The organism is Dactylosporangium sp. NPDC051541, from assembly GCF_044454505.1.
Taxonomy (GTDB): Bacteria; Actinomycetota; Actinomycetes; order Mycobacteriales; family Micromonosporaceae; genus Dactylosporangium.
The window spans coordinates 1750296-1774611 of the sequence record NZ_JBITDU010000001.1 but is presented as its reverse complement, the minus strand read 5'-3'; the positions used below and the strand labels follow the sequence as shown (position 1 = coordinate 1774611).

General features: G+C 73.7%; 17 protein-coding genes and 1 pseudogene. 5 read left to right on the top strand and 13 right to left on the bottom strand.

Going from position 1 to position 24316, the window contains the following annotated elements; all coding sequences use genetic code 11:
• Window positions 1–281: 281 nt before the first annotated feature.
• From ACIA8L_RS08005 to ACIA8L_RS07990, 4 genes are all read left to right on the top strand, one after another.
• The gene (locus ACIA8L_RS08005) at window positions 282–1553 is read left to right on the top strand and encodes an HRDC domain-containing protein (protein ID WP_395901605.1); all 1272 of its coding nucleotides are present in this window, start codon (window positions 282–284) and stop codon (window positions 1551–1553) included.
• A gap of 208 nt (window positions 1554–1761) precedes the next feature.
• On the top strand, window positions 1762–2955 hold the full coding sequence (locus tag ACIA8L_RS08000) for a thiolase family protein (protein ID WP_395901603.1): 1194 nt from the start codon (window positions 1762–1764) through the stop codon (window positions 2953–2955).
• Window positions 2952–5024: a 3-hydroxyacyl-CoA dehydrogenase NAD-binding domain-containing protein gene (locus tag ACIA8L_RS07995; protein WP_395901601.1), complete on the top strand. Its 2073-nt coding sequence runs from the start codon at window positions 2952–2954 to the stop codon at window positions 5022–5024. The genes ACIA8L_RS08000 and ACIA8L_RS07995 overlap by 4 nt, the downstream gene beginning before the upstream one ends.
• 553 nt (window positions 5025–5577) lie before the next feature.
• On the top strand, window positions 5578–6741 hold the full coding sequence (locus ACIA8L_RS07990; protein ID WP_395901599.1) for a peptidoglycan DD-metalloendopeptidase family protein: 1164 nt from the start codon (window positions 5578–5580) through the stop codon (window positions 6739–6741).
• Between the two features lie 406 nt (window positions 6742–7147).
• On the opposite strand, the gene ACIA8L_RS07985 is transcribed toward ACIA8L_RS07990, so the two are convergent.
• On the bottom strand, window positions 7148–7759 hold the full coding sequence (locus ACIA8L_RS07985) for a TetR/AcrR family transcriptional regulator (RefSeq protein WP_395901597.1): 612 nt from the start codon (window positions 7757–7759) through the stop codon (window positions 7148–7150).
• A gap of 65 nt (window positions 7760–7824) precedes the next feature.
• Between ACIA8L_RS07985 and ACIA8L_RS07980 the strand changes: the two genes are divergently transcribed.
• The gene (locus ACIA8L_RS07980) at window positions 7825–8808 is read left to right on the top strand and encodes a hypothetical protein (protein WP_395901596.1); all 984 of its coding nucleotides are present in this window, start codon (window positions 7825–7827) and stop codon (window positions 8806–8808) included.
• A gap of 192 nt (window positions 8809–9000) precedes the next feature.
• Here ACIA8L_RS07980 and ACIA8L_RS07975 read toward each other — a convergent pair.
• The 12 genes and pseudogenes from ACIA8L_RS07975 to ACIA8L_RS07920 form a co-directional block, all read right to left on the bottom strand.
• Window positions 9001–9630: pseudogene (locus tag ACIA8L_RS07975) on the bottom strand (asparaginase domain-containing protein); the annotation flags it as partial.
• Entirely contained in the window at window positions 9627–10376 is a 750-nt protein-coding gene (locus tag ACIA8L_RS07970; protein ID WP_395901594.1) for a Clp protease N-terminal domain-containing protein, read from the bottom strand. The gene ACIA8L_RS07970 and the pseudogene ACIA8L_RS07975, both read right to left, overlap by 4 nt.
• A gap of 389 nt (window positions 10377–10765) precedes the next feature.
• Window positions 10766–11740 carry a hypothetical protein gene (locus ACIA8L_RS07965; RefSeq protein ID WP_395901592.1) on the bottom strand — a complete coding sequence of 325 codons (975 nt, stop codon included), beginning with the start codon at window positions 11738–11740 and terminating at the stop codon, window positions 10766–10768.
• A gap of 546 nt (window positions 11741–12286) precedes the next feature.
• Window positions 12287–14056 carry a diguanylate cyclase domain-containing protein gene (locus ACIA8L_RS07960; protein WP_395901590.1) on the bottom strand — a complete coding sequence of 590 codons (1770 nt, stop codon included), beginning with the start codon at window positions 14054–14056 and terminating at the stop codon, window positions 12287–12289.
• 33 nt (window positions 14057–14089) lie between these two features.
• Window positions 14090–15328: a sensor histidine kinase gene (locus ACIA8L_RS07955; RefSeq protein WP_395901588.1), complete on the bottom strand. Its 1239-nt coding sequence runs from the start codon at window positions 15326–15328 to the stop codon at window positions 14090–14092.
• Window positions 15325–15990 carry a response regulator transcription factor gene (locus ACIA8L_RS07950; protein WP_395901586.1) on the bottom strand — a complete coding sequence of 222 codons (666 nt, stop codon included), beginning with the start codon at window positions 15988–15990 and terminating at the stop codon, window positions 15325–15327. The genes ACIA8L_RS07955 and ACIA8L_RS07950 overlap by 4 nt, the downstream gene beginning before the upstream one ends.
• Before the next feature lie 82 nt (window positions 15991–16072).
• Window positions 16073–17452 (bottom strand): PQQ-binding-like beta-propeller repeat protein, encoded by a 1380-nt coding sequence (locus ACIA8L_RS07945; protein ID WP_395901584.1) that lies wholly within the window; start codon window positions 17450–17452, stop codon window positions 16073–16075.
• Window positions 17453–17476: 24 nt separating this feature from the next.
• Window positions 17477–18898 (bottom strand): hypothetical protein, encoded by a 1422-nt coding sequence (locus ACIA8L_RS07940; RefSeq protein WP_395901582.1) that lies wholly within the window; start codon window positions 18896–18898, stop codon window positions 17477–17479.
• A 58-nt stretch (window positions 18899–18956) separates the two neighbouring features.
• On the bottom strand, window positions 18957–20258 hold the full coding sequence (locus tag ACIA8L_RS07935) for a PQQ-binding-like beta-propeller repeat protein (RefSeq protein WP_395901581.1): 1302 nt from the start codon (window positions 20256–20258) through the stop codon (window positions 18957–18959).
• On the bottom strand, window positions 20255–21586 hold the full coding sequence (locus ACIA8L_RS07930; protein WP_395901579.1) for a PQQ-binding-like beta-propeller repeat protein: 1332 nt from the start codon (window positions 21584–21586) through the stop codon (window positions 20255–20257). The genes ACIA8L_RS07935 and ACIA8L_RS07930 overlap by 4 nt, the downstream gene beginning before the upstream one ends.
• Complete coding sequence (locus ACIA8L_RS07925; RefSeq protein ID WP_395901792.1) at window positions 21583–22869, bottom strand: PQQ-binding-like beta-propeller repeat protein; 1287 nt, start codon at window positions 22867–22869, stop codon at window positions 21583–21585. The genes ACIA8L_RS07930 and ACIA8L_RS07925 overlap by 4 nt, the downstream gene beginning before the upstream one ends.
• A gap of 5 nt (window positions 22870–22874) precedes the next feature.
• Window positions 22875–24266, bottom strand: a complete 1392-nt coding sequence (locus ACIA8L_RS07920; RefSeq protein ID WP_395901577.1) for a PQQ-binding-like beta-propeller repeat protein — start codon at window positions 24264–24266, stop codon at window positions 22875–22877.
• Window positions 24267–24316: the final 50 nt, after the last annotated feature.

Genomic DNA, 24316 nt, shown 5'->3' with positions numbered 1-24316 from the left:
TCCGCCCCGTTTCGGTCTCGCTGCCTGCAAGGCCCGTTTCGCCGTAATTGCAGCAATGCAATCGGCAACACCGCGGTCGGCCCTCACCCTAGACGGCCCGCACAAGTGCCGCGACCACCGATGCAGGCTCTGTACATAACCGGACCGCCCGCGCTCGCGAACCGTACCGGCTACAAGAGCGGGCTGTCTGTCCCTTTCACCGTGTCTCTACACACTCAAGAACGCCGACGCGCCGGACCGGCTGCACACGGCGACCTGTGCCGCAACGTACGGTTGTCGACGTGACCGACGAACCCCCCATGCGGCGTCGGGACGAAGAGGCAGACAGTCCGGGCATTCCGGACCCAAAGACCGAGCCCGTCCTGCTGACCGCCCCCCGAGACGGGACCCCTGAGCCGATCGCGGACCGGGCCGAGCTGGCCCGCGCCGTGGAGCGGTTCGCCCAAGGCACCGGCCCGGTGGCCGTGGACGCCGAGCGTGCGTCCGGCTACCGGTACACCCATCGCGCCTACCTGGTGCAGCTCCGCCGGGCCGGCGCGGGCACGGTCCTGATCGATCCGCTGCCGTTCGGGCAGCTGCCAGAGCTCGACGAGGTGATCTCGCCGACCGAGTGGATCCTGCACGCCGCCAGTCAGGATCTCCCGTGCCTGACCGAGCTGGGCCTGCGACCGACCCGACTGTTCGACACCGAGCTCGCCGCCCGGCTGTGCGGCTTCGAACGGGTCGGACTGGCCGCGCTGACCGAGAGCCTGCTCGGGTACACCCTGGAAAAGCACCATTCGGCGGCGGACTGGTCGACCCGTCCCCTGCCGGCGTCCTGGCTGACCTATGCCGCCCTCGACGTGGAACTGCTGCTGCAGCTGCGCGAGATCCTGGTCGAGGAACTCGCCAAGCAGGGCAAGACCGAGTGGGCGGCCCAGGAGTTCGCCGCCCTCGTCGCATCGGCCGGCGACCCGCCCCGCGTCCGCGCCGACCCGTGGCGCCGCACGTCGGGCATCCACCGGGTCCGCGGCGCCCGCGCCCTGTCCCGCGTCCGCGCGCTGTGGACGGCCCGCGACGAGATCGCCCAGCGCCGCGACGCCAGCCCCGGCCGGGTCCTGGCCGACGCCGCGATCATCGCCGCGGCCGAGGCCGACCCGAAGGACGAGCGGAGCCTCCTGGCCCTGGCCGGCTTCGGCGGCCGCTCCGTGCGCCGCCTGGCCCCGACCTGGCTGACGGCCCTGTCGGACGCCCGCGCCCTGTCGGACAAGGAGCTGCCGACCACCCCGCCGTCGGAGGGTCCGCCCCCGCCGCACCGCTGGGCCGAGCGCGACCCGGTCGCGGCCGCCCGCCTGGCCCGCTGCCGGGAGGTGGTGACCGGCCTGGCCACGGCCAACCACCTGCCCCCGGAAAACCTGATAACCCCGGATTCGGTACGGCGCCTGGCCTGGTCCCCACCGGAAGAGCTCGCCACCGAGGCGGTCGGCGCCGTCCTCGCCGGCTACGGCGCCCGCCCGTGGCAGGTCGCCCTCGTCTCCCCCGGCCTCACGGAGGCACTCAAACCGGCCGAGTGATCCCGCGCGCCCCAGCGCGCGCGGGCCCCGGCCCGGCCCCGTGGCCGGCGACGATATATCGGGCGCTCCGCGCCGCGACATATCGGATTTATCGCCCGACGAGGTATTCGTGTCCTTTGTCAGCCTTCCGGCGGGTGAAAGGGTTCACAGCACGGGCCCACCTACTGGCGAGTAACATGGCTCCTAATTCGCCACTAGGAGGACACCCGTGCCCCGTGCTGTCCGCGACGTCGTCTTCGTCGACGGCGTGCGTACCCCGTTCGGCAAGGCCGGTGGGATGTATGCCAACACCCGCGCCGATGACCTGGTCATCCGTTGTATCCGGGAGCTGCTGCGGCGCAACCCGCAGCTGCCGCCGGAGCGGGTCGACGAGGTCGCCATCGCCGCCACCACACAGACCGGTGACCAGGGCCTGACCATCGGGCGGACCGCGGCGCTGCTGTCCGGGCTGCCCAAGACCGTGCCCGGCTACGCCATCGACCGCATGTGCGCGGGCGCCCTGACCGCCGTCACCACCGTCGCCGGCGGCATCGCGTTCGGCGCCTACGACGTGGCCATCGCCGGCGGCGTCGAGCACATGGGCCGCCACCCGATGGGCGAGGGCGTCGACCCCAACCCGCGCATCCTCGCCGAGAAGCTCGTCGACCCGTCCGCGCTCGTCATGGGCTCCACCGCGGAGAACCTGCACGACCGGCTGCCCGGCATCACCAAGGAGCGGGCCGACCGGTTCGGCTACGCCTCGCAGGTGAAGACGGCCGCCGCCTACGCCGCCGGGAAGCTGCAGGGCGACCTGGTCAGCGTGGCCACCCGCGACCCCGAGACGGGCTGGGGCCTGGCCACCGTCGACGAGGCGCCGCGGGAGACCAGCCTCGAGAAGCTGGCCACCCTCAAGACCCCGTTCCGCCCGCACGGCCGGGTCACCGCGGGCAACGCGGCCGGCCTCAACGACGGGGCGACGGCGTCGATCCTGGCCGCCGAGGACGTCGCCCGCGAGCTCGGCCTGCCGATCGGGATGCGCCTCGTCTCCTACGGCTTCGTCGGCGTCGAGCCCGAGGTCATGGGCTTCGGTCCGGTCCCCTCCACCGAGAAGGCGCTGCGCCTGGCCGGGCTCACCATCGACGACATCGGACTCTTTGAGCTCAACGAAGCATTTGCCGTACAAGTGCTGGCATTTCTCGATCATTTCGGGATCGCCGATGACGATCCGCGGGTCAACCAGTGGGGCGGTGCGATCGCCGTCGGTCACCCCCTGGCGTCGTCGGGCGTGCGGCTCATGACGCAGCTGTCGCGGCAGTTCGCGGAGCGGCCCGACGTGCGCTACGGGCTGACCGCCATGTGCGTCGGCATTGGCATGGGCGCGTCCGTGATCTGGGAGAACCCGAACTGGAAGGGCGACAAGTGACCGCCGCGCTGAGCAACCCCAACGAGGTCGTGACGAAGGCGCTGCTGCGCTTCATCACCCTGCCGAGCCGCGAACGGGCCGCGCTCATCACCCTCGACAACGGGTTCGACCACACGAAGCCCAACTCGTTCGGCCCGGGCGGCCTGGCCAGCCTGGAGGCGGCGATCGACGAGGCGATCGCGGCCGGCCCGAAGTTCATCGCCCTGACCGGCAAGCCGTACATCTTCTGCGTCGGCGCCGACATCACCGCCATGCCGCTGCTCACCGAGCGGGCGCAGGCGCTGGAGCTGGGGCGGTACGGCCACCGGGTCTTCAAGAAGTTCAAGGACTCCCCCGTCCCGACCTTCGCCTTCATCAACGGCGCGGCCATGGGCGGCGGCCTCGAGGTGGCGCTGCACTGCCACTACCGCACCGTGTCCTCCGGCGCGGCCGCGCTCGCCCTGCCCGAGGTCGCGATCGGCCTCGTCCCCGGCTGGGGCGGCACCCAGTTGCTGCCCAACCTCATCGGCATCGCCGGCGCCGCCCAGGTCATCCTGCAGAACCCGCTCACGCAGAAACAGCTCAAGCCGGCCCAGGCGCACGAGCTGGGCATCGCCGACGCCATCTTCGAGCCGGCCGACTACCTGGAGCGGTCCCTGGCCTGGGCCGAGGGCGTCGTCGACGGATCGATCACCGTCACGCGGCCCGAGGTCGACCGGGACATGTGGGACGGGGTGCTGTACTTCGCCAAGCACCAGCTGGACGAGCGCCTGCACGGCGCGGTGCATTCGGCGAACCGGGCCTTGGAGTTGATGGCGGCGGCCAAATCCTCCACGTTCGAGGAGGGGACGTCCCTCGAGGACGAAGCCCTCGCCGACCTGATCCTCGGCGACCAGGCGCGGGCCAGCCTCTACGCGTTCGACCTGGTCCAGCGGCGGGCCAAGCGGCCCGCGGGCGCACCCGACCGCAACCTGGCCCGCGACGTCACGAAGGTCGGCATCGTCGGCGCGGGCCTCATGGCCTCACAGCTGGCGCTGTTGTTCGTGCGACGCTTGGAGGTACCGGTCGTGCTGACCGACCTCGACCAGGAGCGCGTCGACAAGGGCGTCGGCTACGTCCACGGCGAGATCGAGAAGCTGGTCGCCAAGGGCCGCCTCGACCCGGGCCGCGCCGCGAAGTACAAGGGCCTCATCGGCGGCTCCGTCGACAAGGCCGCGTTCGCCGACGCCGACCTCGTCCTCGAGGCGGTGTTCGAGGACCTGAAGGTCAAGAAGCAGGTCTGGGCCGAGGTCGAGGCCATCGTGCGCGAGGATTGCGTCCTGGCCACCAACACCTCGTCCCTGTCGGTCACCGACATGGCCGCCGACCTGACCCACCCGCAACGCGTCGTCGGCCTGCACTTCTTCAACCCCGTCGCGATGATGCCGCTGCTGGAGATCGTCCGGGCCGCCCAGACCGACGACGCGACCCTGGCCACCGCGTTCGCCGTCGGCAAGGCCCTGAAGAAGTCGTCGGTCCTCGTCAAGGACGCGCCGGCCTTCGTCGTCAACCGCCTCCTCACCCGCTTCCTCGGCGTGGTCACGGCCGCGGTCGACAACGGCACCCCGATCGACGTCGCCGACTCGGCCCTGGACCCGCTCGGCCTGCCGATGCGCCCGATGGCCCTGCTCACGATGGTCGGCCCGGCGGTCGCGCACCACGTCGCGGAGACCCTGCACCACGCCTACCCGGACCGCTTCGGCGTCTCCGCCAACCTGGCCCGGGTGGTCGAGGCCGGCAAGCGCGGCTTCACGGACAAGGACGGCACCCCCGATCCGGAGGTACTGGCCCTGCTCGAGGTCGGCACCACCCCGTCGACGGCCGAACAGCTCCGCACCGAGGCCACGGAGGCGCTGGCGCGGGAGATCCGCCTGATGCTGGACGAGGGCGTCGTCGCGGACGCCCGCGACATCGACCTGTGCATGATCCTCGGCGCGGGCTGGCCGTTCCACCTGGGCGGCGTGACACCGTACCTGGACCGTGAGGGCGTCTCGGAGAAGGTCACGGGCGCTCGGTTCCTCCCGGAGGGCGTGGCGAACGCCCCGAGGTAGGTCCTTCGCGTAGGCCTCACCGTCGAGATCTCACCGTCTGGGTCTCACCGTCCAGGTCTCACCGTCTGGTCTCACCGTCGCAAGGAGCAAGCGGGGTTGCGTAAGCGCTCCGCTTGCTCCTTTTCCGCGCGCCGAGTTCGTGCGTCGACGCACGCAACTTCATGCACTCAGTCCTGTAGCGAAGCGCGCAGGTGTCGCGCACTCAGTCGTATGGCGACGCGCGCAGGTTCGCGCATCTGCGTTCAGTGTGCGACGCGTGCAACTTCGCACAGCGAGTCCTGTGCAGACGCGCGCAACTTCGGGCGCTGATTGCTGTGCGATGCGGGCAACTTCGCACTGAGGGCTATGCGACGCGGGCAGCTTCGTGCGCTGGGTCCTGTGCGATGCGGGCAGTTTCGCGCGCCGAGCTTTGTGCGCCGCCGCAGTCACCTCACTCGAATGGGTGACTAAATCCGGATATTTCGCATTTTTCCGATTTCGGCAGTTTAGCGTTGTCGAGGTTCGCGGTCCCCCCGGCCCGAGCGCGGAATCATCTCGTCCCCGGGGGTGCACCATGCGCAAAACGATCTTCACCGGAGCCGCTGCGGCCGCAGCCATCGCCGCCGCTCTGCTCCCACCCGCGTCCGCGCAGGCCGCCACCACCACCGCCACGGTCGTCTCCCCGAAACGCCCCCTGAACGTCCGCGAGGGTGCCGCGGTGTGGACGAGAATCCTGCGCACCCTCCCGAACGGCACCGCGGTCAGCATCGAGTGCGGCGTCAAGGGCCAGCTGATCAACCAGGGCCCGGTCCGCGTCACCGACCAGTGGGACCGCCTGACCGACGGCTCCTTCGTCAGCGACGCCTGGGTCCGCCACGCCCAACCGGTCCCGCCGTGCACCCAGGCCCAGCAGACCGCCGCCCCAATCACTGCCGCCGCCGGCCAGACCACCCCCGGCAACGTGGCGTCAGCCGCGATCCCGCTGAAAACCCGCAGCGGCCCGGCGAGGGCAGCGCTGCAGTACAGCGCCCTGCCGAACGGCACCCCGCTCAACATCACCTGCCAACTCCAGGGCGAGCGCATCACCGGCACGATGCGCATCACCGACCAGTGGGACCGCCTGGACACCGGCGCCTACGTCTCCGACGCGTACGTCAACCGCGCCGCCACCCCACCGTCCTGCACAGCCATCGCCCCACCGGCCGCTACACCCGCCCCGCCGGCCCCCGCCGCCGCGACCGCCACCCAGCCCCAGTCTCAAGCTCCAGCCGAGGCCGGCAAAACCCGTTGGGTCAACCCACTGCCAGGCTTCTCAGCCCGCCCGGGTTTCCGCACCCCGACCAACCCCAACCACGTCGGCGTCGACATCATGTCGTTCGTAGGCACCCCCATCCACGCCGCCTCGGCCGGCACCGTGGTCGAGGTGGTGTGCAACATCGAGGCCGGCCACAGCTGCGACCAGACGGGCAGCGCCACGATCGGCGGCTGCGGCTGGTACGTCAAGATCCAGCACACCGCCGGCGTCTCAACCCTGTACTGCCACATGGTCCGCCGAGGCGTCGTGCAACCCGGCCAGAAGGTCGCCGCCGGCCAGGTCATCGGCTACGTCGGCAGCTCCGGCAACTCCTCCGCCCCCCACCTGCACTTCGAGGTCCACGTGAGCACACCCCCCACCTCCCCCGGCAACGCGATCGACCCGCTCCTCTTCATGCGCTCCCACAACGCCGCGATCGGATAGCGCCTGCTGTAGGTTCTCGATCCACCGCACCAACGACCGTCACCGGCCCATGACCCTGACCCGACGCGGCCGGCGGCTCCTCGCACAGCTGGCGCAGCCCGACAGCCGGGACCTACTCGACCGCTACGCGCCGCCGCCGGACCGGCCGCCGCAATCCAAGGCCAACACCGGCCGACGGAGCAGCGCGCACAGGCGGCTCACTGCCGCGAGAGCCGGCCACAACAGCCGCGCTGGCAACCCCACCGCGCGGCGACCAACCCGAATCGCCGCCACCAGCCCGATCGCGCGACTGGTCCACTCCTTCGAGTCGAGGAGTTCGAGTTGCGCGGTGTGCGTGCGTCCGCGCGGTCTGTGCGTTCGTGTGGTGCCTGCACTCGTGCGGTGCGTGCGATGGGCGTTCGTGCGGCTACTGCTGGTCGGGGTTGGGTGCGGGTGGGTGGGTGCGGCCTTTGGTGAGGGGGATGAAGACCTCGTCGACGATCTCGACCAGGACTTCGTCGGGGACGGTGGGGTGGCCGCGCATGGCGTACTCGGCGCGGAGCAGCATCATCGGGGTGGTGGCGACGCGCGGGTGCACGGCGGCGGCGGGGGTCTCGCCGCGGGCGGCCGCGCGCTCGAGCATCGACAGCCAGGTGCGGTCCATGGTGTCGGCGCCTGAGCGTTCGCGCATGCGGGTCAGCAGGTCCGGGTCGTCGGCGGCGGCCGCCAGGAGGCCGCGCAGGATCGCGCCGTGCGGGGACGACCAGGTCTCGTTGGCCCGGCGCAGCAGCTCCAGGGCATCGCCGCGCAGCGAGCCCGTGTCCGGGTTGGGCATGGCGTCGTCGGAGAGCCGGCGGTACGCCGCGATGCCCAGCGCCGCCCGGTTCGGCCAGCGGCGGTAGATCGCGTTCTTGTTCGTGCCCGCGCGGGCGGCGACCCGGTCCATGGTCATCCCCGCGTACCCGGACTCGCGGAGCTCGTCCGCGGCCGCGCGCAGGATCGCCTCCTCCAGCTCCTCGCCCCGGCGCCTCGTGCTCATGGGTTGCAGGGTACGCCACGTACCTTATAGGGTACTGCCCGTACCTTATCTGGGGAGGCTGGACTGTGTTCGTCTACGGCATCAACTACGACACCGGGTTCGTCAGCGGCGGATCGACCACCCACGAGCCGTTCGACCCGGCGGTCGTGGCCCGGGACATGCGGGTCATCCGGGAGGAGCTGCACTGCGACGCCGTCCGGATCAGCGGCGGCGTCCAGGACCGGCTCGAGCTCGCCGCCGGGCTGGCCGCCGCGGCCGGACTCGAGGTCTGGTACTGCCCCTTCACGAACGACCTGGACCGCGACGAGCTCATGGCGTTCGTCCTCGACGGGGCCGAGCGGGCGGAGCGGCTGCGGCGGACCGGGGCGTCGGTCGTGTACCTCACCGGGTCGGAGATCAGCATGTTCACCGACGGGTTCCTGCCCGGCCGGGACCTGACCGAACGCCTCGAGCTGTTCGGCGACCCGGTGCGGATGCGGGCGGCGATCCCCGCGGCCCGGGCGGCCGTCCACGAGTTCCTGACCGCGGCCGTGCCGGCGGTGCGGGAGCGCTTCGCGGGGCCGGTGTCCTACGCGTCGGTACCCCTGGAGGGCGTCGACTGGGCGCCGTTCGACATCATCGCCAGCGACGCCGGCTACCGGGACGCCTCGAACGCCGACGCCTTCCCGCAGACCCTCGCGGCGGCGGTCGGGCAGGGCAAGCCGTACGCCGCGACCGAGTTCGGGTGCTGCACCTTCCTTGGCGCCGGGGACGTCGCCGGGCAGGGGGAGCCGGTCACCTACGGCCCCGACGGGCGGGCGGTCGCCCTGACCCGGGAGCTGTCCCGGGACGAGGAGGGGCAGGCGCGGTACATCGTGTCGCTGCTGCGGGACCTGGAGGCCGGGGGAGTCGCGGCGGCGTTCGTGTACACGTTCGCCAACCGGCACCTGCCCGGCGAGTTCGACCTCGCCGCGCGCGGGATCGTGCGGGTGCTGGACGACGGGTCGTGGACGCCGAAGGCCGCCTTCCACGCGCTCGCGGCCTACGGGGCGGCCAGGCGGTCGAAGTAGTCCTTGACGCCCGGCCCGTGGTTGACGGCGACCATGAGCGCGACGAGGGCCTTGCCCGGCGACAGGTCCCCTGGCCGTGATCGCGCCGACCCGCTCGGCCAGGCCGTCCGGGGGCTGCGGCGGCTTCGTCACGTGGGCTCTCGAGGCGATGACCACGGGAATGTTCCAGCTGACCAGGTCGGCGATCGTGGACAGCAGCTGCACCGGGACGTTGCCGGCTCCGGTGCCCTCGAGGACGATGCCCGTGGCGCCGGTGTCGGCGAGCGTCGTGAGGAGATTCGCGTCGATCCCCGGGTACACCTTCAGGAATCCGATATTGGTGTCCGGATGACCCTCCGGGAATGGTGGGCGCGGGGGCGGTTTCGCGGTGAACCTGGCACCGGCTTCGGTGATGTCGCCCAGTTTCGGGTGCGGGCTCGAGGTGAACTCGTCTTCCGTGCACTGGCGGACCCAGCGGGCGGCGTGGAGCTCATTGTTGATGCACGCCATGGCGCCTTGTCTGTGCAGCGCGGGGTCCCTGGCCGCTCGTACCGCCGCTTCCAGGTCCCGCTCGGCCGGTGCGAAAACAATGGCGCCGCGGTTCGCGGCCTGGCCCGCGACCAGGTCGGTCAGGAACGCGGACTCCTCCAGCGTGTCGGGGCCGTGCGCCACGACCACACCGCCGAAACCGTCCTCACCCAGCGCTTTGCGGACCCGGCGGGCGGTGGCGGCCATCGTCTGCTGCGTGGTGTCCCAGCTGATCTCTGACAGTACCCCCTCGACTTGGGCTTCTGCGTTTGTCGCATTGATGTGATTGTTGGTGAGCAGGAGTATCCGGGTCATTGGAGGCGCGACTCGAGACGTTCGATCCGGGCCAGGAGGGCGTCGAGGGACGGGGCCTGGGCCTGGAGATGCACGTAGCCGGCGAGGGCGGCGGTGACCGCGCGGCGGGTCAGGCGCAGCTCGGCGCCGAGCGACCGGAGGGCCTGACCGGCGGCGCCGTCGGGTTCGGCGACGAGGCCGAGCAGCAGATGCTCACAGCCGACGTAGTTGTGGCCGAGGGCGGTCGCCTCCGTCACGGCGAGCTCCAGGGCGGCCGCCGCCGGTGCGCTGAACTGGCCGGCCGGCCCCGCTTCGGGGCCGGCTTTGAGGACGCTCGGGATGCGGGCCGGGTCGATGTCGATCGCGCGCAGGACGTGCAGGGCCAGGTTGCCGCCCTCGTCGAGCATGCCGGTGAGCAGATGCCCGGTCCCGACGGCGGTCGCGGTGCCGGTCTCTTCGCTGCTGTTGTCTTTGGTGGCTGCCTTGCGGGCGGCTTCAGTGGGTTCTTTGGTGGTTGCGTTGGTCGCTGCTTTGCCGGACGCTTTTTCGGCGGCTAGTCGCAGGACGGTCCGGACGCGCCCGGTCAGGTGCGGCAATCGGGCGGCGAGGGCATGGTCGTCGAGCTCGCCGAGCACGGTCTCCCGGATCGCCGTCACCCGCCGGACCGCCTGCTCGAGAGCCCGCTGGCAGATGGCGGATACCGGCACACCGGTGGCCTTGACGGCTTCGGCGAGCTCTTCGGGCAGGTAGACGTTGATTTTCGGCACGGCTCAGTTGTACCCCCAGAGGGGTTATAGAGTCGAGCAGCAACGCTGTGTTGCCGGAATGTAGCGCTGGGTGTGCGCAAGATCGCCCGATTTGGATGGCTGGGTTACCGGGCACGCACCGCACGCACGCACCGCACGCACGCACCGCACGCACGCACGCACCGCACACACGCACCGCACGCACCGCACGCGCGCACGCACCGCACACACCCACGCACCGCACACACGCACGCCCACACACCGCGCGGACGCACGCCTCATCGCGCGGCACGGATGCGCACCGGCGGGCCACGGCGGGCGACCAGCGGCCGGGGCCGAGTCGGCGGCCGCTCCGGCTCCCGCCCACGCACGGGCGAACCCGGTCCGCAGGCGTGGACGAGAAGCGGCGCTCAGCTCCCGCCGAGGTGCGGCAGGGCGCGGGCCGCGGTCTGGACGGCCGCCGCGGCGGCCTCGACGGCGTCGTCGGCGGCGCCCGGGCGGACGGTCAGGTGCACCTCGAAGGTCAGCGGCGCGTCGGCGACGATCGGGACCCACTTGAACCGGTCGGCGTAGCGGCCGCCGAACTCCATTCCGGCCTTGAACGGCAGCGCCACGTCGGACGGGGCGACGAGCACGCGGCCGTCCCAGCGGGCGGCGGTCTCGTGGCGCAGGCGCAGCACCGCGGCCGCGGTGTCCCCCGTCGACCGGGCGCTGTTCGCCCCCGGGGTCCGGTCCAGGCCCCAGGCGGCCCGGCGGTCGTCGGGGACGCCGGTCAGGTGCGCGATCGGACGGTACCGCCGCAGCAGTTCGGTCAATGCGAGCCGCACGCCCGGGAAGTGGGCCGCGGGGACCATGGCCTCCAGGCGGGCCGTGTAGAGGCGGACCGAGCGGCCGCCCGGCACCGGCGGGGAGCCGATGAGCAGGGAGTGCCGGTGCAGTTCGGAGACCGCGTGCCGGTGCGGTTCGAGGTATTCGACGGCGACCCGGGCCCGTCCGAAGCGCTCCAGGAGGCGGGCCTGCGCGGGCGCGACGAACGCGGCGTGGTGCGGCAGGCAGGCCAGGCGCGGCAGGCCGTCGCTGGGGGCGGCCCGGCGCATGAGCTCGTATTCGCCGACGACGCTGCGGGCCGCCTTCTCGAACTCGCGGCCGCGTTCGGTGAGGCGCAACTGCCCGCGGTTGCCCTCGAAGAGCGGTTCACCGCACCAGCGTTCGATGCGGGCGATGGTCTTGCCGACCAACTGCCGCGCGTAGGGGCGGTCGCGCAGGTGGGCGGGGCGGGTCGGGGAGAGCGCCTCCGCCGCTTTGGTGTGCTGGCGGTGCTCGGCCACGGCGAGGAAGACGCGGCACTCCCACTCGTCGGGCGCAACGTCGTCGCTGACGGCCATGTCCCGAGAACCTAGGAGGTGCGCCCGCGACGGTGGTAGCCGGAAAACGGGTTTTCGCCATATGCGCGAAAACCGCCCATACCCTCTTGCGTTCGTGACGGTCGGTAACACGACGTATCTGAGACTTCGTGACGCTCTGTGATATAGACCATAGCGTGACGGGCGCTTCCGAGCGTATTACACCGTCCGTAGAGGTTGGATCACTCTACGCCCAGTAATGGAACCGTACGGGTTCGTACGACTTGGGCAACTACGGTGCGCACGCACGACGGGAGCGGTAGACAGGTGAACGGCGGCGGGTCCGGAGCCGAAGGGGATCACGTGACACCCATACGCGTCACGGCGCTGACGATCGAGATCGTGCAGCGCGGCGAAGTCCGCGGCACACTGAGCGTCAGCGCCGCCGCGCCCAAGAAGGAAGCGGTGCTCGCCACCCGCTAGAGCCGCCCGCGCGACCAGCAGCCCAGGCGCGGCGGCCCCCGGCGCGGCAGAGCGAATCACCGCCGGCAGCCCGGCCCGGCGGAGCAACCCGCGCGCGGCCGGGAGTCAGGCGCGGTGCCGGCCGGCGCGGTCCGGGCGGTGCTTGACCGCGTACATGGCCTCGTCCGCGTTGCGCAGCACGGCGTCCGGGTGTTCCCCCGGCGCGGCCACGTGCACCCCGATGCTCGCCCCGATCCGCACCTCGTGCCCGGCCAGGTCGAACGGCGCGTCCGCGCACGCCTTCAGCCGGTCCGTCACCGCCGACGTCTCGGCCGCCGTCCCCACGCCCGGCAGCAGGATCACGAACTCGTCCCCGCCGACCCGGGCCAGCACGTCGAACGGGCGCAGGCAGCCGCTGAGCCGGGCCCCGATCTGGCGCAGCAGCTCGTCGCCGGCCTCGTGGCCGAGCTCGTCGTTGACCGGCTTGAACCCGTCGAGGTCGACGAAGAGCACCGCGACCGGGGCCGACTGCAGCGAGGCGGCCAGGCTCTGCTGGAGGCGGCGGCGGTTGGGCAGGCCCGTGAGCGGGTCGTGGTGGGCGTCGTGGGCGAGGCGGTCGTGCATCTCCCGGCTGTCGGTGATGTCCCGGGCGTTGATGACGACCCCGTCCAGGGCCGGGTTGTGCAGCTGGTTGGAGGCGGTGAAGTCGAACCAGCGGTGGTCGCCGCCGGCCTGGCGGACCCGGACCTGCATCCGCTCCAGGCCGCCCTTGTCGTGCAGGAGCGCCGCGAAACGGTCCCGGACCAGCTGGCGCTCCTCCGGGTGGATGAGGTCGAACACGGACGAGCCGACAGCGCTGACGCCGAGGATGCGCCGGCCGCTGGGGCTCGTGTAGACGACCCGGCCGTCGGCGTCGAGGACGGTGACGACGTCGGGGGCGTGCTCGACCAGCGCCGAGAAGCGTTCCTCGGCGCGGCGGCGCACGAGCTGGCTGCGGTACCCCAGAATCGCCAGTCCGGCCGCCCCGACGAGCAGCATCGTCAGGAGGGCCAGGTTGATCGTGAGGCTGCGGTTGCGCACGGGGCCGTCGAAGGTGGCCGTCGACTGGGTGCGCACGTAGGCCCAGCCGCCGGGCAGGCCGCCGTTGACGGTGGCGATCATCGCGTGGCCGTGCTCGGCGTAGGTGACGAACACCGACTCGGTGGTGCCGACCTGCGCCCGGATGGCCGGGTCGACGCGGGTGCCGAGCAGCGCCGGGTCGCTGGCCGCGCCGACGACCCCGGCCGCGTCGACGAGCATCGAGACGTGCGAGTCGTCCTGGAGTTTCACGAGGTACTCCTGCAGCTGGCTGCGCACCAGCGGGATGAACCCGTACAGGATGGCGGTGGGCGCGCTGCCGACGACGATGGGGACGGCCACGGCCTGCACCAGGGTCTCCCGCACCGTCATGATCGACGAGAACCCCGGCCGGCCCAGCGCCAGGGCCGAGATGAGCGGCTTGAAGGCGGCCGACAGCGTGTCCGGGAACATGTTGGCCGGGCCGGTCGCGTTCAGCGGGTTGCCGGTCAGGTCGGTCATGACCAGGCCGTAGTTGAAGTACGAGGACTTCTTCGCATACTCCTGCAGCGCCGCGGTGTCGCCGGTGTCCCCGGGCGTCATCGACAGCGGGTGGTTGGTGACGAAGTCGTTGAGGTCCTTCGCGGAGACCAGCAGGACCTGCGCCGCCAGGCCGCCGTTGTTGGTGGCCAGCGCGAGGGAGTCGGCCCGGTGGACGGTCTCGGCGGCCTTCAGCGCGGACCGGTTGACGGAGATGCCGACGGCCCCGATGGCCAGCAGCAGGGCCGTGCTGATGCCGACGACGAGCCAGCTGCGCAGGCGCATTCGCCCCGCCCCCATCCCGTCATCAGCGCCGTTGGTGCAACGCTGACCTCATCGGCGCGGAGCGGGGGCAGGCTGAGTGGGTGTGCCGCCCGTCACAACCGCGGCGGTCCCGGAAAGTACCGGAGTGACGGCCGCGGCCGGCAGCGAGACGGTAACCTCCAGGCCCCCGCCGTCGAGGGCGACCGCGGACACGCCGCCGCCGTGGGCCTCGCAGATGGCGCGGACGATCGACAGGCCCAGGCCGGTGCCGCGGGCGCCGGTGCGCTCCCGCCCGCCCCGGCGGAACGGCTCGAACAGCGCCGGCAGGTCGGCCGGCTCGACCTCGAAGCCGGTGTTGGCCACGACGAGCCAGGCCAGGGTCTCGTCGGTGCCGGTCCGCGCCCAGATCCGGCCGCCGAGGTGGTTGTAGCGGACCGCGTTCTCGATCAGGTTGCCGGCCAGGCGCTCCAGCAGGGCCGGGTCGCCGACGACGCTGGCCGGGGCGAGCTCGGTGGACACGTCGAGCTTGATCCGCTGGATCTCCCGGCCCATCGCCGACAGCGCCATCGTGACCCCGGTGGCCAGGTCGGTGTCGACCTTCCGGCCGAGCCGCCGCCCGGCCTGCGCCTCCGTGCGGGCGAGCAGCAGCAGCGACTCGACGAGGGCGTTGGCCCGCATCGAGGCGTCGCGCACGACCGTGGCCATGCGGCGAAACTCGGCGACGTCGGCGTCCGGGTCGTCGATCGTCACGTCGACCTCGGTCCGCATCACCGCGAGGGGGGTGCGCAGCTCGTGCGAGGCGTTGGCGACGAACCGTTTCTGGGTCTCGAACGCCGCCGCTATCCGGTCCAGCATCGCGTCGAACGTCTTGGCCAGCTCCGCGACCTCGTCATCGGCGCCGTCATAGCTGATCCGGGCGTCCATCGACTCGACCGACAGGCGCCGGGCCGTGGTCGTGACCCGCTGCAGCGGCCGCAGCGAGCGCCCGGCCACCACATAGGCCCCGGCCACCCCGACCGCCCCGATGAGCAGCAGGGCCAGGCTGCCCCGGGTCAGCAGCTCCCACTCGGCCGAGTCGACGAGCTCCTGCTGCCAGGTGTGCGCGTCGACCTCCCGGCCGTCCTGCAGTACCACCGTCGTGCCGTGTTGCAGCTGGTCGGCCGGTTTCAGGGCGCCGTCCACGAGGATGTAGGCGAGCACGACCAGGACCAGGCCGGCCCCGACGAGCAGGATGCCGTTGAGCAGCGTGAGCCGCAGGCGCAGGGTGGGGCGGAAGATCGCGGTGCGGCGGGCGTCGTAGATGGTCATTGCGGTGGCCGTGTCCGATACCCGGCCCCGACGACGGTCTCGATGAGCGCCGGCTCGCCGAGCTTCTTGCGCAGCGTCATCATCGTCACCCGCACGGTCGTCGTGAACGGGTCGGCGTTGGCGTCCCAGACCCGTTCCAGCAGTTCCTCGCTGGACACGACAGCGCCGCGGGCCTTGAGCAGCTCCTCGAGCAGCCCGAACTCCTTGCGGGTCAGGTCGAGGGGCTGCCCGGCCCGGGTCGCGACCCGCTTGGCCGGGTCCAGCACCAGGTCGCCGATCGTCAGCACCGGCGGCGCGGCCGGCGTGGCCCGCCGGCCCAGCGCCTGCACCCGGGCGACGAGCTCGTCGAACGCGAACGGCTTGGGCAGGTAGTCGTCGGCCCCGATCTGCAGGCCCTCGACCCGGTCGGCGACGCTGCCGCTGGCGGTCAGCATCAGCACCCGGGTCAGCGCCCCCGAGGCGACCAGGTCGGCGCAGATGTCGTCGCCGTGCACGCCGGGCAGGTCCCGGTCGAGCACCACGACGTCATAGCGGGTGACCATCGCCATCTCGTGGCCGCTGGTCCCGTCGTAGGCGACGTCGACGGCCATCCCCTGCCGCCGCAGTCCCCGGACGATCGCGTCGGCGAGATTCGTCTCGTCCTCGATCACCAGCACGCGCACGCCCTGCTCACCCCCAGCCGATCCGGACAGTCTGGGGCCGGGGACGTGAAGTCCCCGTGAAAGGCCCTGGGAGCCAGGGTAGCTACCCCGGCAACCGCCACAGCTTGACCGCGTCGCCGCCGGCCACGCAGACGAGGCGGTGGTGGCGGACCGCGCACCGCGACGGGATCGGGCTGACCAGTCCGAGCGGCGTGATCGCGCCGGTGCGCAGGTCGATGCGGGCCACCCGGGAGCCGTCGCCCTCGGGGTGCTGGACGAGGGCGGTGCCGACCGGCGCGAAGCCGATGTCGTCGTCGTCGGAGCCGTCGCTGGCGGCCGGGACGACGGCCCAGCCGGCCAGGTCGGCCCGGTCCTCGCCGGTGCGCCAGTCGATGATCCGCACGTGGGTGAAGTCGTCGCGGTCGCGGGCGACGAGGGCGCCGGGGCCGGCCGCGTCGAGCTGGACCGGGCGGCGCCAGGCCTCGGCCCCCGTCGCCGGGTCGAGGACGGCCAGGTCGCGCCAGTTGGGGACGCACACCATCGGGCCGCAGGCGACGACGACCGGGCCGTAGGCGAGCTCGGCGATCGGGGCCTGGTCCGACGAGGAGAACAGCAGGTGCCACTGATACTGCAGGTCGTCGCGGCGGTACGCGGTGATCAGCGCCCCGTCCCCGCGGACGGCGACGATGACCAGCAGGCCGCCGACGATCCGGACACTGGTGGGCGGGGTGTCGGCCAGCTCCGGCACCTGGGCCACGGCCGTCACGCCGCCGGTGACGGTGCTGCGCACCTCGGTCCGCCCGCCCGGGTACCAGGCCGCGAACCAGCCGCTGCCGGGCACGTCGGGCACGACGACCCGGGCCCCGGCGGTCAGGTCGAACGCCCACCGGATGTCGCCGTTCTCGGCGTCGATCCCGGACAGGTGCACGGGGGCCGGCACGGCGTTGCGGCCGGGGACGACCGGCGGGCAGACGGCGGTCCGGTCGTCGACGGTGAGCAGCCCCGGTGCCCCGCCGGCCGGTCCGGCGACGGCGGCGATCGGCGCGCCCCCGCGCGACCACAGCTGCCGGCCGGTCCGCGGGTCGAGCCGCTCCAGGCTCCACCCGACGGTCGCGGTGCAGGGCCGGTGCCGCACGTAGGCGCGGTCGGCGGTCAGGTAGGCCTGCCCGCCGGCGTCACCGGCGAGGGACCGGGTCCACTTGGCCTGGCCGGTGGTCCAGTCGAACGCGGTGAGCGCCGGCTCGTCCCGCATCGCGTAGACCGCGTTGCGGTCGGCGACGAGCGCGGACGTGTGCTCGACGAGGGTGCCGGCCTCCTCGATCGCGGAGCCGGGCCGGGAGGCGGTCGCGAACAGCACGACCAGCGTCAGCGCGAGGACGATCGGCCACTGCCGCCGCCCCGCCGACCGCGGTGGTGGCCACTCGAGCAGCTCGCCCGAGTCGACGGCCCCGTGCGCCTCGCCCAGATCGATCAGTTCACCCACGTATTCAATGTCCCCGCTGGTGGCCTAGGTCACCAATCGAAGGATGACGACCTCGTCGCCGTCGGTCGCGCAGGCCGCCCGGGCGCCGTCGAGCTCGCAGGAGACGAGGCGGCCGTCGACGACGCCGAGAGGGGTCACCCGGTCACCGTCGCGCCGGCCGAGCACGGTCCGGTCGTCGCCCGTCGCGGCCCCGAGGAGCATCCGGGTCGCGTCCGTGGCCAGGGGCGTCCACCCCGGCAGGTCCCCGGTGCTCAGGCCGGTCACCGGGTCGAGCAGGGCCGGGGCCGGCACCCCGGCCGCCATCAGCCGCCCGTCCGGTGCCGCGACCAGTTCGGTGCGGACCTGCGGCGACCAGCGCGTCACCCCGGTCGCCGGGTCGAGGACCAGCGTCCGCTGCCCGGCCACGCACAGGACCGGCCCGCACGGGCGCACGGCGAGCCGGTCGGTCCGCCCGGACGCGGCACCGGTGGGCACACTGACCTGCCAGGCCGGAACATTCCAGACGCCGCGTTTGTACGCCCTGAGCCCCGACGAGTCCGCCCGCCCGTCGACATCGGCGATCACCAGCAGGTCTCCGGCCGCCGCGACGAGCTCCCCGGCGTCCGCGCGCAGCGCCCCGGCCGGCTCCCGCCGCCCGGTGACGAAGTCGGCGACGCTGATCGCGCCCTGCTTGTCGGTGAGGGCCGCCCAGGCCGCGCCCGCCTCCGCGCCGTCCACGGCGACCCGGGTGCCGGCGTCGACGGGCAGCTCCCAGCGGACCTCCCCGCCGGGCCCGAGGGCCTGCCAGCGCAGCCCGCCCCCGATCGGCGCGCCGGCCGCGAGGGCGCCGCACCCGTCGGACCAGAGGCTGCGCATGACCACGGTGCCGGGGACGGCGGCCGCGGTCCGCACCGGCACCCCCGGCGTCTGCCACAAGGCCCGGCCGGTGCGCCGGTCGACGGCCACGGTCGTCCCCGTCACCCCGGACCGGCACAGGTCGGGCCAGAGCACGACGACGTCCCCGGCACCGGGCGCGGACGCGGCGTAGGCGAGGGTCGAGAGCCCGTCGGGGGTGAACGTCCACCGCGGCTGCCCACCGGCGGCGTCGAACGCCTCGACGGGGGTCGGGGTCCGGTCGCTCTCCAGGACCAGCAGCACGTCCCCGGCGAGCTGGTAGGCCCCGTTGCGCAGCGGCTGCCGGCCCACCTCGCTCAGCGTCTCCCGCAGCGGTACCGCCGACACGAGCGACAGCACCAGCCCGAGCGCGAGCAGCAGCCCCCAGCCGCGGGGCAGCCCGGCCGGGCCCGCGTCGGCGTCGGCCGTCCACGGCGCGGCGGCGTCGCCGAGGTCGATCAGGGCGCCCTCGGCGGCGGGCAGCGTGCGCGGCGGCACGCTCCCATTCTGCTGACGGCGGGCCGCGGCCGGGAGTGGCCGGACGGTCAGGTCGCCGACGACACCGCGGGCCACGAGCGTCACGCCGGCCGTGCGGAGCGGGCGCGGCCGACGTGCGGCACCTCCCCCTTCCCTAACGGCGGGCCGCGGCCGGCAGGGGCCAGACGGTCAGGTCGCCGACGACACCGCAGGCCACGAGCGTCACGTCGGCCGTGCAGACCGGCCAGCCGCCCCACGCGTCGCCGGTGCCGACCACGGCCACCCGCCCGGTCACCGGATCGAACAGCCCCACCGTCGTCAGCCGGGCCCCCTCCGGGCGGTGCCACACGACGAGCCGGCCGCCCAGCGCCCGCACCGGATGCCAGCCGTCGAGCCGGACCCGCTGCGCCCCGGTCCGCGCGTCGACCACGACGACGACCGCGGCGGCGGCGTCGGTGGACTGGCCGAGGTGGCCCAGCACCACCGCCGGGCCCTCGGCGGCCAGGACGGCGTCGAAGCCGTCGGCCCGCCAGGCCGGGCGGCCGGTGGCGGCGTCGAAGGCGAGCAGTCCCCCGTCGGCCGGGCGGCACCACAACTGCGGCGCGCAGGGGTCCAGGCGGCTGCCGGCGGCGCCGGCGTGCCAGAGGAACTGGCCGGTCGCGCGGTCGTACACGTCGTCACCCGACTCCTCACCGCCCGCGGCCACCGCGACCTGCCGCCCGGCCGGGCCCAGCGTGAACGAGCCGGCCGGGCCGGTCCGCGGCAGGTGACCGGTCCGCGCGACCGCGCCGGTGGCCAGGTCGTAGTCGCGCAGGGTGCCGTCGGGATCCAGGACGCTGAACGACACCAGGTCCCACGTGTCGTCCCCGGGCCGGCCGAAGTCGCCCACCGAGTCGGCCGGGACGGCCAGGTCCCACACGGTCGCGCCGGTCCGCGCGTGCACGGCGATGACGTGCAGCGGTGGTGGCGGCCGATCCGGTTGCCACTGGCTGGTGTCGATCAGGATGACCAGCCGCCCGGCCCGGCCGGCGACCGCACCGCCGCCGCGCGCCCAACGCTCCACCCCGGTCCCGGGGTCGAGGGCGTTGACCGTGTCGAGCGCCGAGACCCCCTCGCCCCGGCTGCTGAACACGGCGACGTCGGTGTCGGCGTAGTCGAGCTGCTGCGTGTCGCCCATGGTCCGGCTCCAGAACGGGGCGCCGTGCGCGGAGTACACCTCGAGCCGCTGTTGCGCGCGGACGACGTAGATCCGGCCACCGCCGAGCATCACGGCGGCGCCGCCGGTGCCGATGTGCAGGACCGGCGCGGGCGCGGGGGCGGAGCGGACCGGCACGGCGGCCACCCCGGCCAGCACCAGCAGGGCGAGGGCCAGGCGCCCGGGCGCGGTGAGGCGGCGGCGCGGGCGCGCGGTCTCCGGCGGCGACCACTGCTCGGCCCGGCCGAGGTCGATCATCACGGCCGCCTCCAGACCGTCAGGCCATCGCCGACGCAGGCGATGACGCCGAAGCCGATGTCGCAGGACGGGCGGCCCGGGAACGCCGCGCGGCCGAAGACCCGCACGCCGCCGCTCCGCCGGTCGTAGAGGCCGAGGAGCCCGTCGCGGCGGTCCGGGCCGGGGCGGAACACGACGAACGGGGCGCCCGCGCCGGCGTAGGCGGGGACCCAGCCGTCGAGGCGGCCGAGCCGGGCGCCGGTGCGCAGGTCGACGGTGAACACGACCGGCTCGTGGTTGGCCGCGACCGAGGTGCCGTAGCCGCCGAGCAGCATCCGGTCCCCGTCCATCCCGAAGATCTCGTTGTACTCCATGATCATCCACAGCATCCGCCCGGTCGCCGCGTCGTAGGCGTGCACGCCGTCCCCGCCGACCGAGCACAGGCGACCGGGGCCGCATGCGAACCGGGCCGGGCCGACGTCGGCGGTGTGCCGCACGAACCGGCCGGTGGCCAGGTCGTAGACGTCGGCGCCGGGGCGGTCGGCCCGGGAGACGGTGATCTGCTCGCCGCTGACCTCGAAGCCGAGGACCCGCCGGCCCGGCCACTGCTGCAGGGGTTGCCGGGTCGTCACCGCACCGGACGCCGGGTCGCGGCGGATCAGGGTGCCGTCGGCGGTGAGCAGGTCGACCGAGGCCGGCTCGAACCCGCCCATGAGCAGCACCGTGCCGTCCGCCAGCTCCGCGGTCCACGCGGGCGCGCCCGTGCGCGGGTCCACGCCGACCAGGCGGTGCGGCTCGGCCAGGTCCTCGAGCACGACCCGGTCGCCGGTGTGCCCGTCGACCTTCGCGCCCGCGCGCCGCCACAGCTCCGCCCCCGTGTCCGCGTCGACGGCGGCGACGGCGGCCGTGCCCGGGGTCAGGCTGCCGGCGTACTGCGTGCTCAGCAGCGCCACCCCGGCCCGGACGGTCACCAGCCGCTGGGCGGCGGTGTCCCGAGGCCGCGTCCACAGCAGCCGGCCCCCGGTCGTGCGGGCCTCGAAGCCACCGGCCCGCGTGAGGTAGAGCCGCCCGCCGGCCAGCTCGAGCCCCATCAGCTCACCCGGCAGCCGGAACAGCGGCTCGGGGACCCCGGGCCCGGCCGCGACCAGCAGCGCGGCCGCGGCCAGCAGGACGGCCACGAACCGGGCCGCGACGGCCCGCCGCCGCAGCACCGGGCGCGGCGGCTCGGGCGGGGTCCAGGGCGCGGCCGCGTCCCCGAGGTCGATCACCAGCTCGGCCCCGACGCCGGTTGCCGGCCCGGTCACGGCACTGGTTGCCGGCCCGGTCACGGCACTGGTCACCGGCCCGGTCACGGGAGCCGCCAGACCGTCAGCCCGTTGCCGACGCACACGACGGTGCCCTCGCTGCGGGCGCACTGCGGCGCCGGGCCGATCGCGCCGCGCCCGACGACGCGCATCCCGCCCGTCCGCGCGTTGTAGAGGCCGACGACCCCCTGCCACTGCCCGGCGTCGGTGTGCGAGACGAGGAACTCGTCGCCGATGCCGCCGAACGTGCCGACCCAGTCGTCGAGCCGGTCGAGGACGGCGCCGGTGCGGGCGTCGACGGTGACGATCACCGTCCGGTGGGCCTTCGACGCCGTGTTGCCGAGGCTGCCCAGGACGAGCCGGTCCCCGGCCAGCCCGAAGACGTCGTTGTACTCCTCGATGCCCCACGCCGCCGCCCCGGTCGTCGCGTCGAACGCCCGGATCCCCGCCCCGCTCGCCGTGCACCAGCGGGCCGCGCCGCACGCGAACAGACCCCAGTCGAGGGCCGTCTCGTACTGCCAGACCAGCCGCCCGGTGCCCAGGTCGTAGACGTCGGCGGAGCGGGACCCGGGCCGGCCGACGACCGCCTCCCCGCCGTAGATCGTGAAGTCGGTCGCCGCCTCGGCGTCGAAGCCGGCCAGCCGCTGCCGGAACGTCACCGCCCCGGACACCGGATCGCGGCGCTGGACGGTCCCGTCGAGGGTGAGCTCGTCGATGGAGTCGATCGCGTAGCCGTCGCCGGGCCAGCCGAGCATCGAACCGGCGGCCAGGGTCGCCTGCCAGGCCGGCCGCCCGGTCCGGGCCTCGACCGCCTCGAGGTGGACCGGCTGGTCGCCCCGCCAGCCGTCCTCGGTGCCGACGTCGCGGAGCACGAACCGGCCCCCCGCGTAGCCGTTGAGGATCGCGGTGTCGCGGTGCCACAGCTCGGCGCCGCTGCCGGCGTCGAGGGCCGTCACCGAGTAGGGCGCGCCGGACGCGCTGCCGCCGAACGCGACGACGACCACCACCCCGGCGTGGGAGAACAGCAGCCGCTCCGACTCCTGGGCCCGCGGGCGCGTCCACAGCGGGCGGCCGTCGACGGTCCGGGCCTCGAACCGGCCGGGCGTGTCGGACTCGTACCGGGTGACGAACAGCCGCCCCTCGCTGACCCGGGCGTCGACGACCCGGTCGGGCAGGGTGAACACCGGCGCGGGCAGGCCGGGCCGGTCGGCCGCGAGGGCCAGGGCGGCGACGGCGGTGAGGGCGGCGACGACGAACGCGACGACCCGGCGGGCCGGCACCGGCCGGGGCGGCGGCGCCCACGGTGCGGTGGTGTCGCCGAGCTCGATCATCGTGGTCACGGGCGCCGCCACACGTAGAGGACGCCGACGGCGAGGCAGGCGACCCGGGTCGCGGTGGCCGTGCACTGCGGCGTGCCGTAGAAGTCGGGGGCCCGCCCGATCACCCGGATCGAGCCGTCGGCGACGTCCAGCTCCCCGACGACGGCGTCGGTGTTGCTGGTCGGCTTCCAGACGTAGGAGCCAAGCGCCCGGGGGAAGAAGTACCCGCTGGCCAGGAACCATCCCTGGCGGTGCCACAGGACGTCACCGGTCGCGCCGTCGAACGCGGCCACGTCGTCGGGGTGGAACTCGTTGGCGACCTGGCGGAACATCAGCAGCCGGTCGCCGAGGTCGCGCAGCAGGGCGGTGTAGCCGCGCACCCGCCACAGCACCGACCCGGACGCCCCGTCGAGGACGGCGGTGTCGTCGTCGCCGAAGACGCAGTAGCGCTCGCGCAGGCATGGCACCGGCCCGTTGTACGCGGGCAGCGCCCCGGTCCACCGCCACAGCCGCCGCCCCGTGGCCCAGTCGTAGACGGAGGCCCCGTCCCGCCCGGCGGCGAGGACGACCTCCTGCCCGGGCAGTCCCGCGTAGTGCTGCGCGACGACACCGCCGAGGGCCAGCCGGTGCTCCTCGGTGACGGCTCCGGTGGCCAGGTCCCGGACCCGCAGCGACCCGTCGGGGGCCAGCTCGGCGAAGCCGGAGATCCGCGGGTAGTCCCGGTAGTCGAAGCGCGGCAGCGTGCCCGGCGGCAGGTCGATCGACCACTTCGGCGCGCCGGTGCTCTCGTCGAGGCCGAGGTACCGCTCGTGGTGGGGCAGCGGCGGCAGGGCGACCGAGGCGTCGTCGGGGTTGCCGTAGGACTGGTCGTACCCGTCGTCCTCGTCCGGCCAGGCCGGCTCCTGCACCACGACGGTGGCGCCGGCGGCCAACCCGACCAGCCGCACGTTGTCCCGCCGCCAGCGGTCCCGCCCGGTGGCGGCGTCGACGCCCAGCAGGAACCCGGTGTAGACGCCGCTGGTGTCGGTGCGCTCGGTCTGCACCAGCGCGACCCGCTCGGTCAGCCCCGTGTAGGACTCGTCGCTGCGCCCCGGCCGCGACCACAGCACCCGGCCGGTCGCCGCGTCGAGGGCCTCGGCGACGGGGTCGGACCCGACCGCGGCGTAGCGGTGCACGACGATCCGCCCGGCGACCGCGTCGACCGCGAGGACCTGGAACTCGGCCGTGTAGAGCGGGTCGTACCCGTGGCCGTCCGCGGCCCCGCCGGGCAGCAGCGCGGCCGCGGCGAACACCGCGATGGCCAGCGCCGCCCGCCGCCACCTGCGCTGCCGGCGCGCGGTGACGGACCCGGGCTGCTCGGGCGGCTCCCACGGGGCACTGACATCGAGCTCGATAATCGCGTCGGGCACGGACTCCCTCTCCTCACTGGAGAGAGAGTCCCATGTCCGTCCGCCGGTTG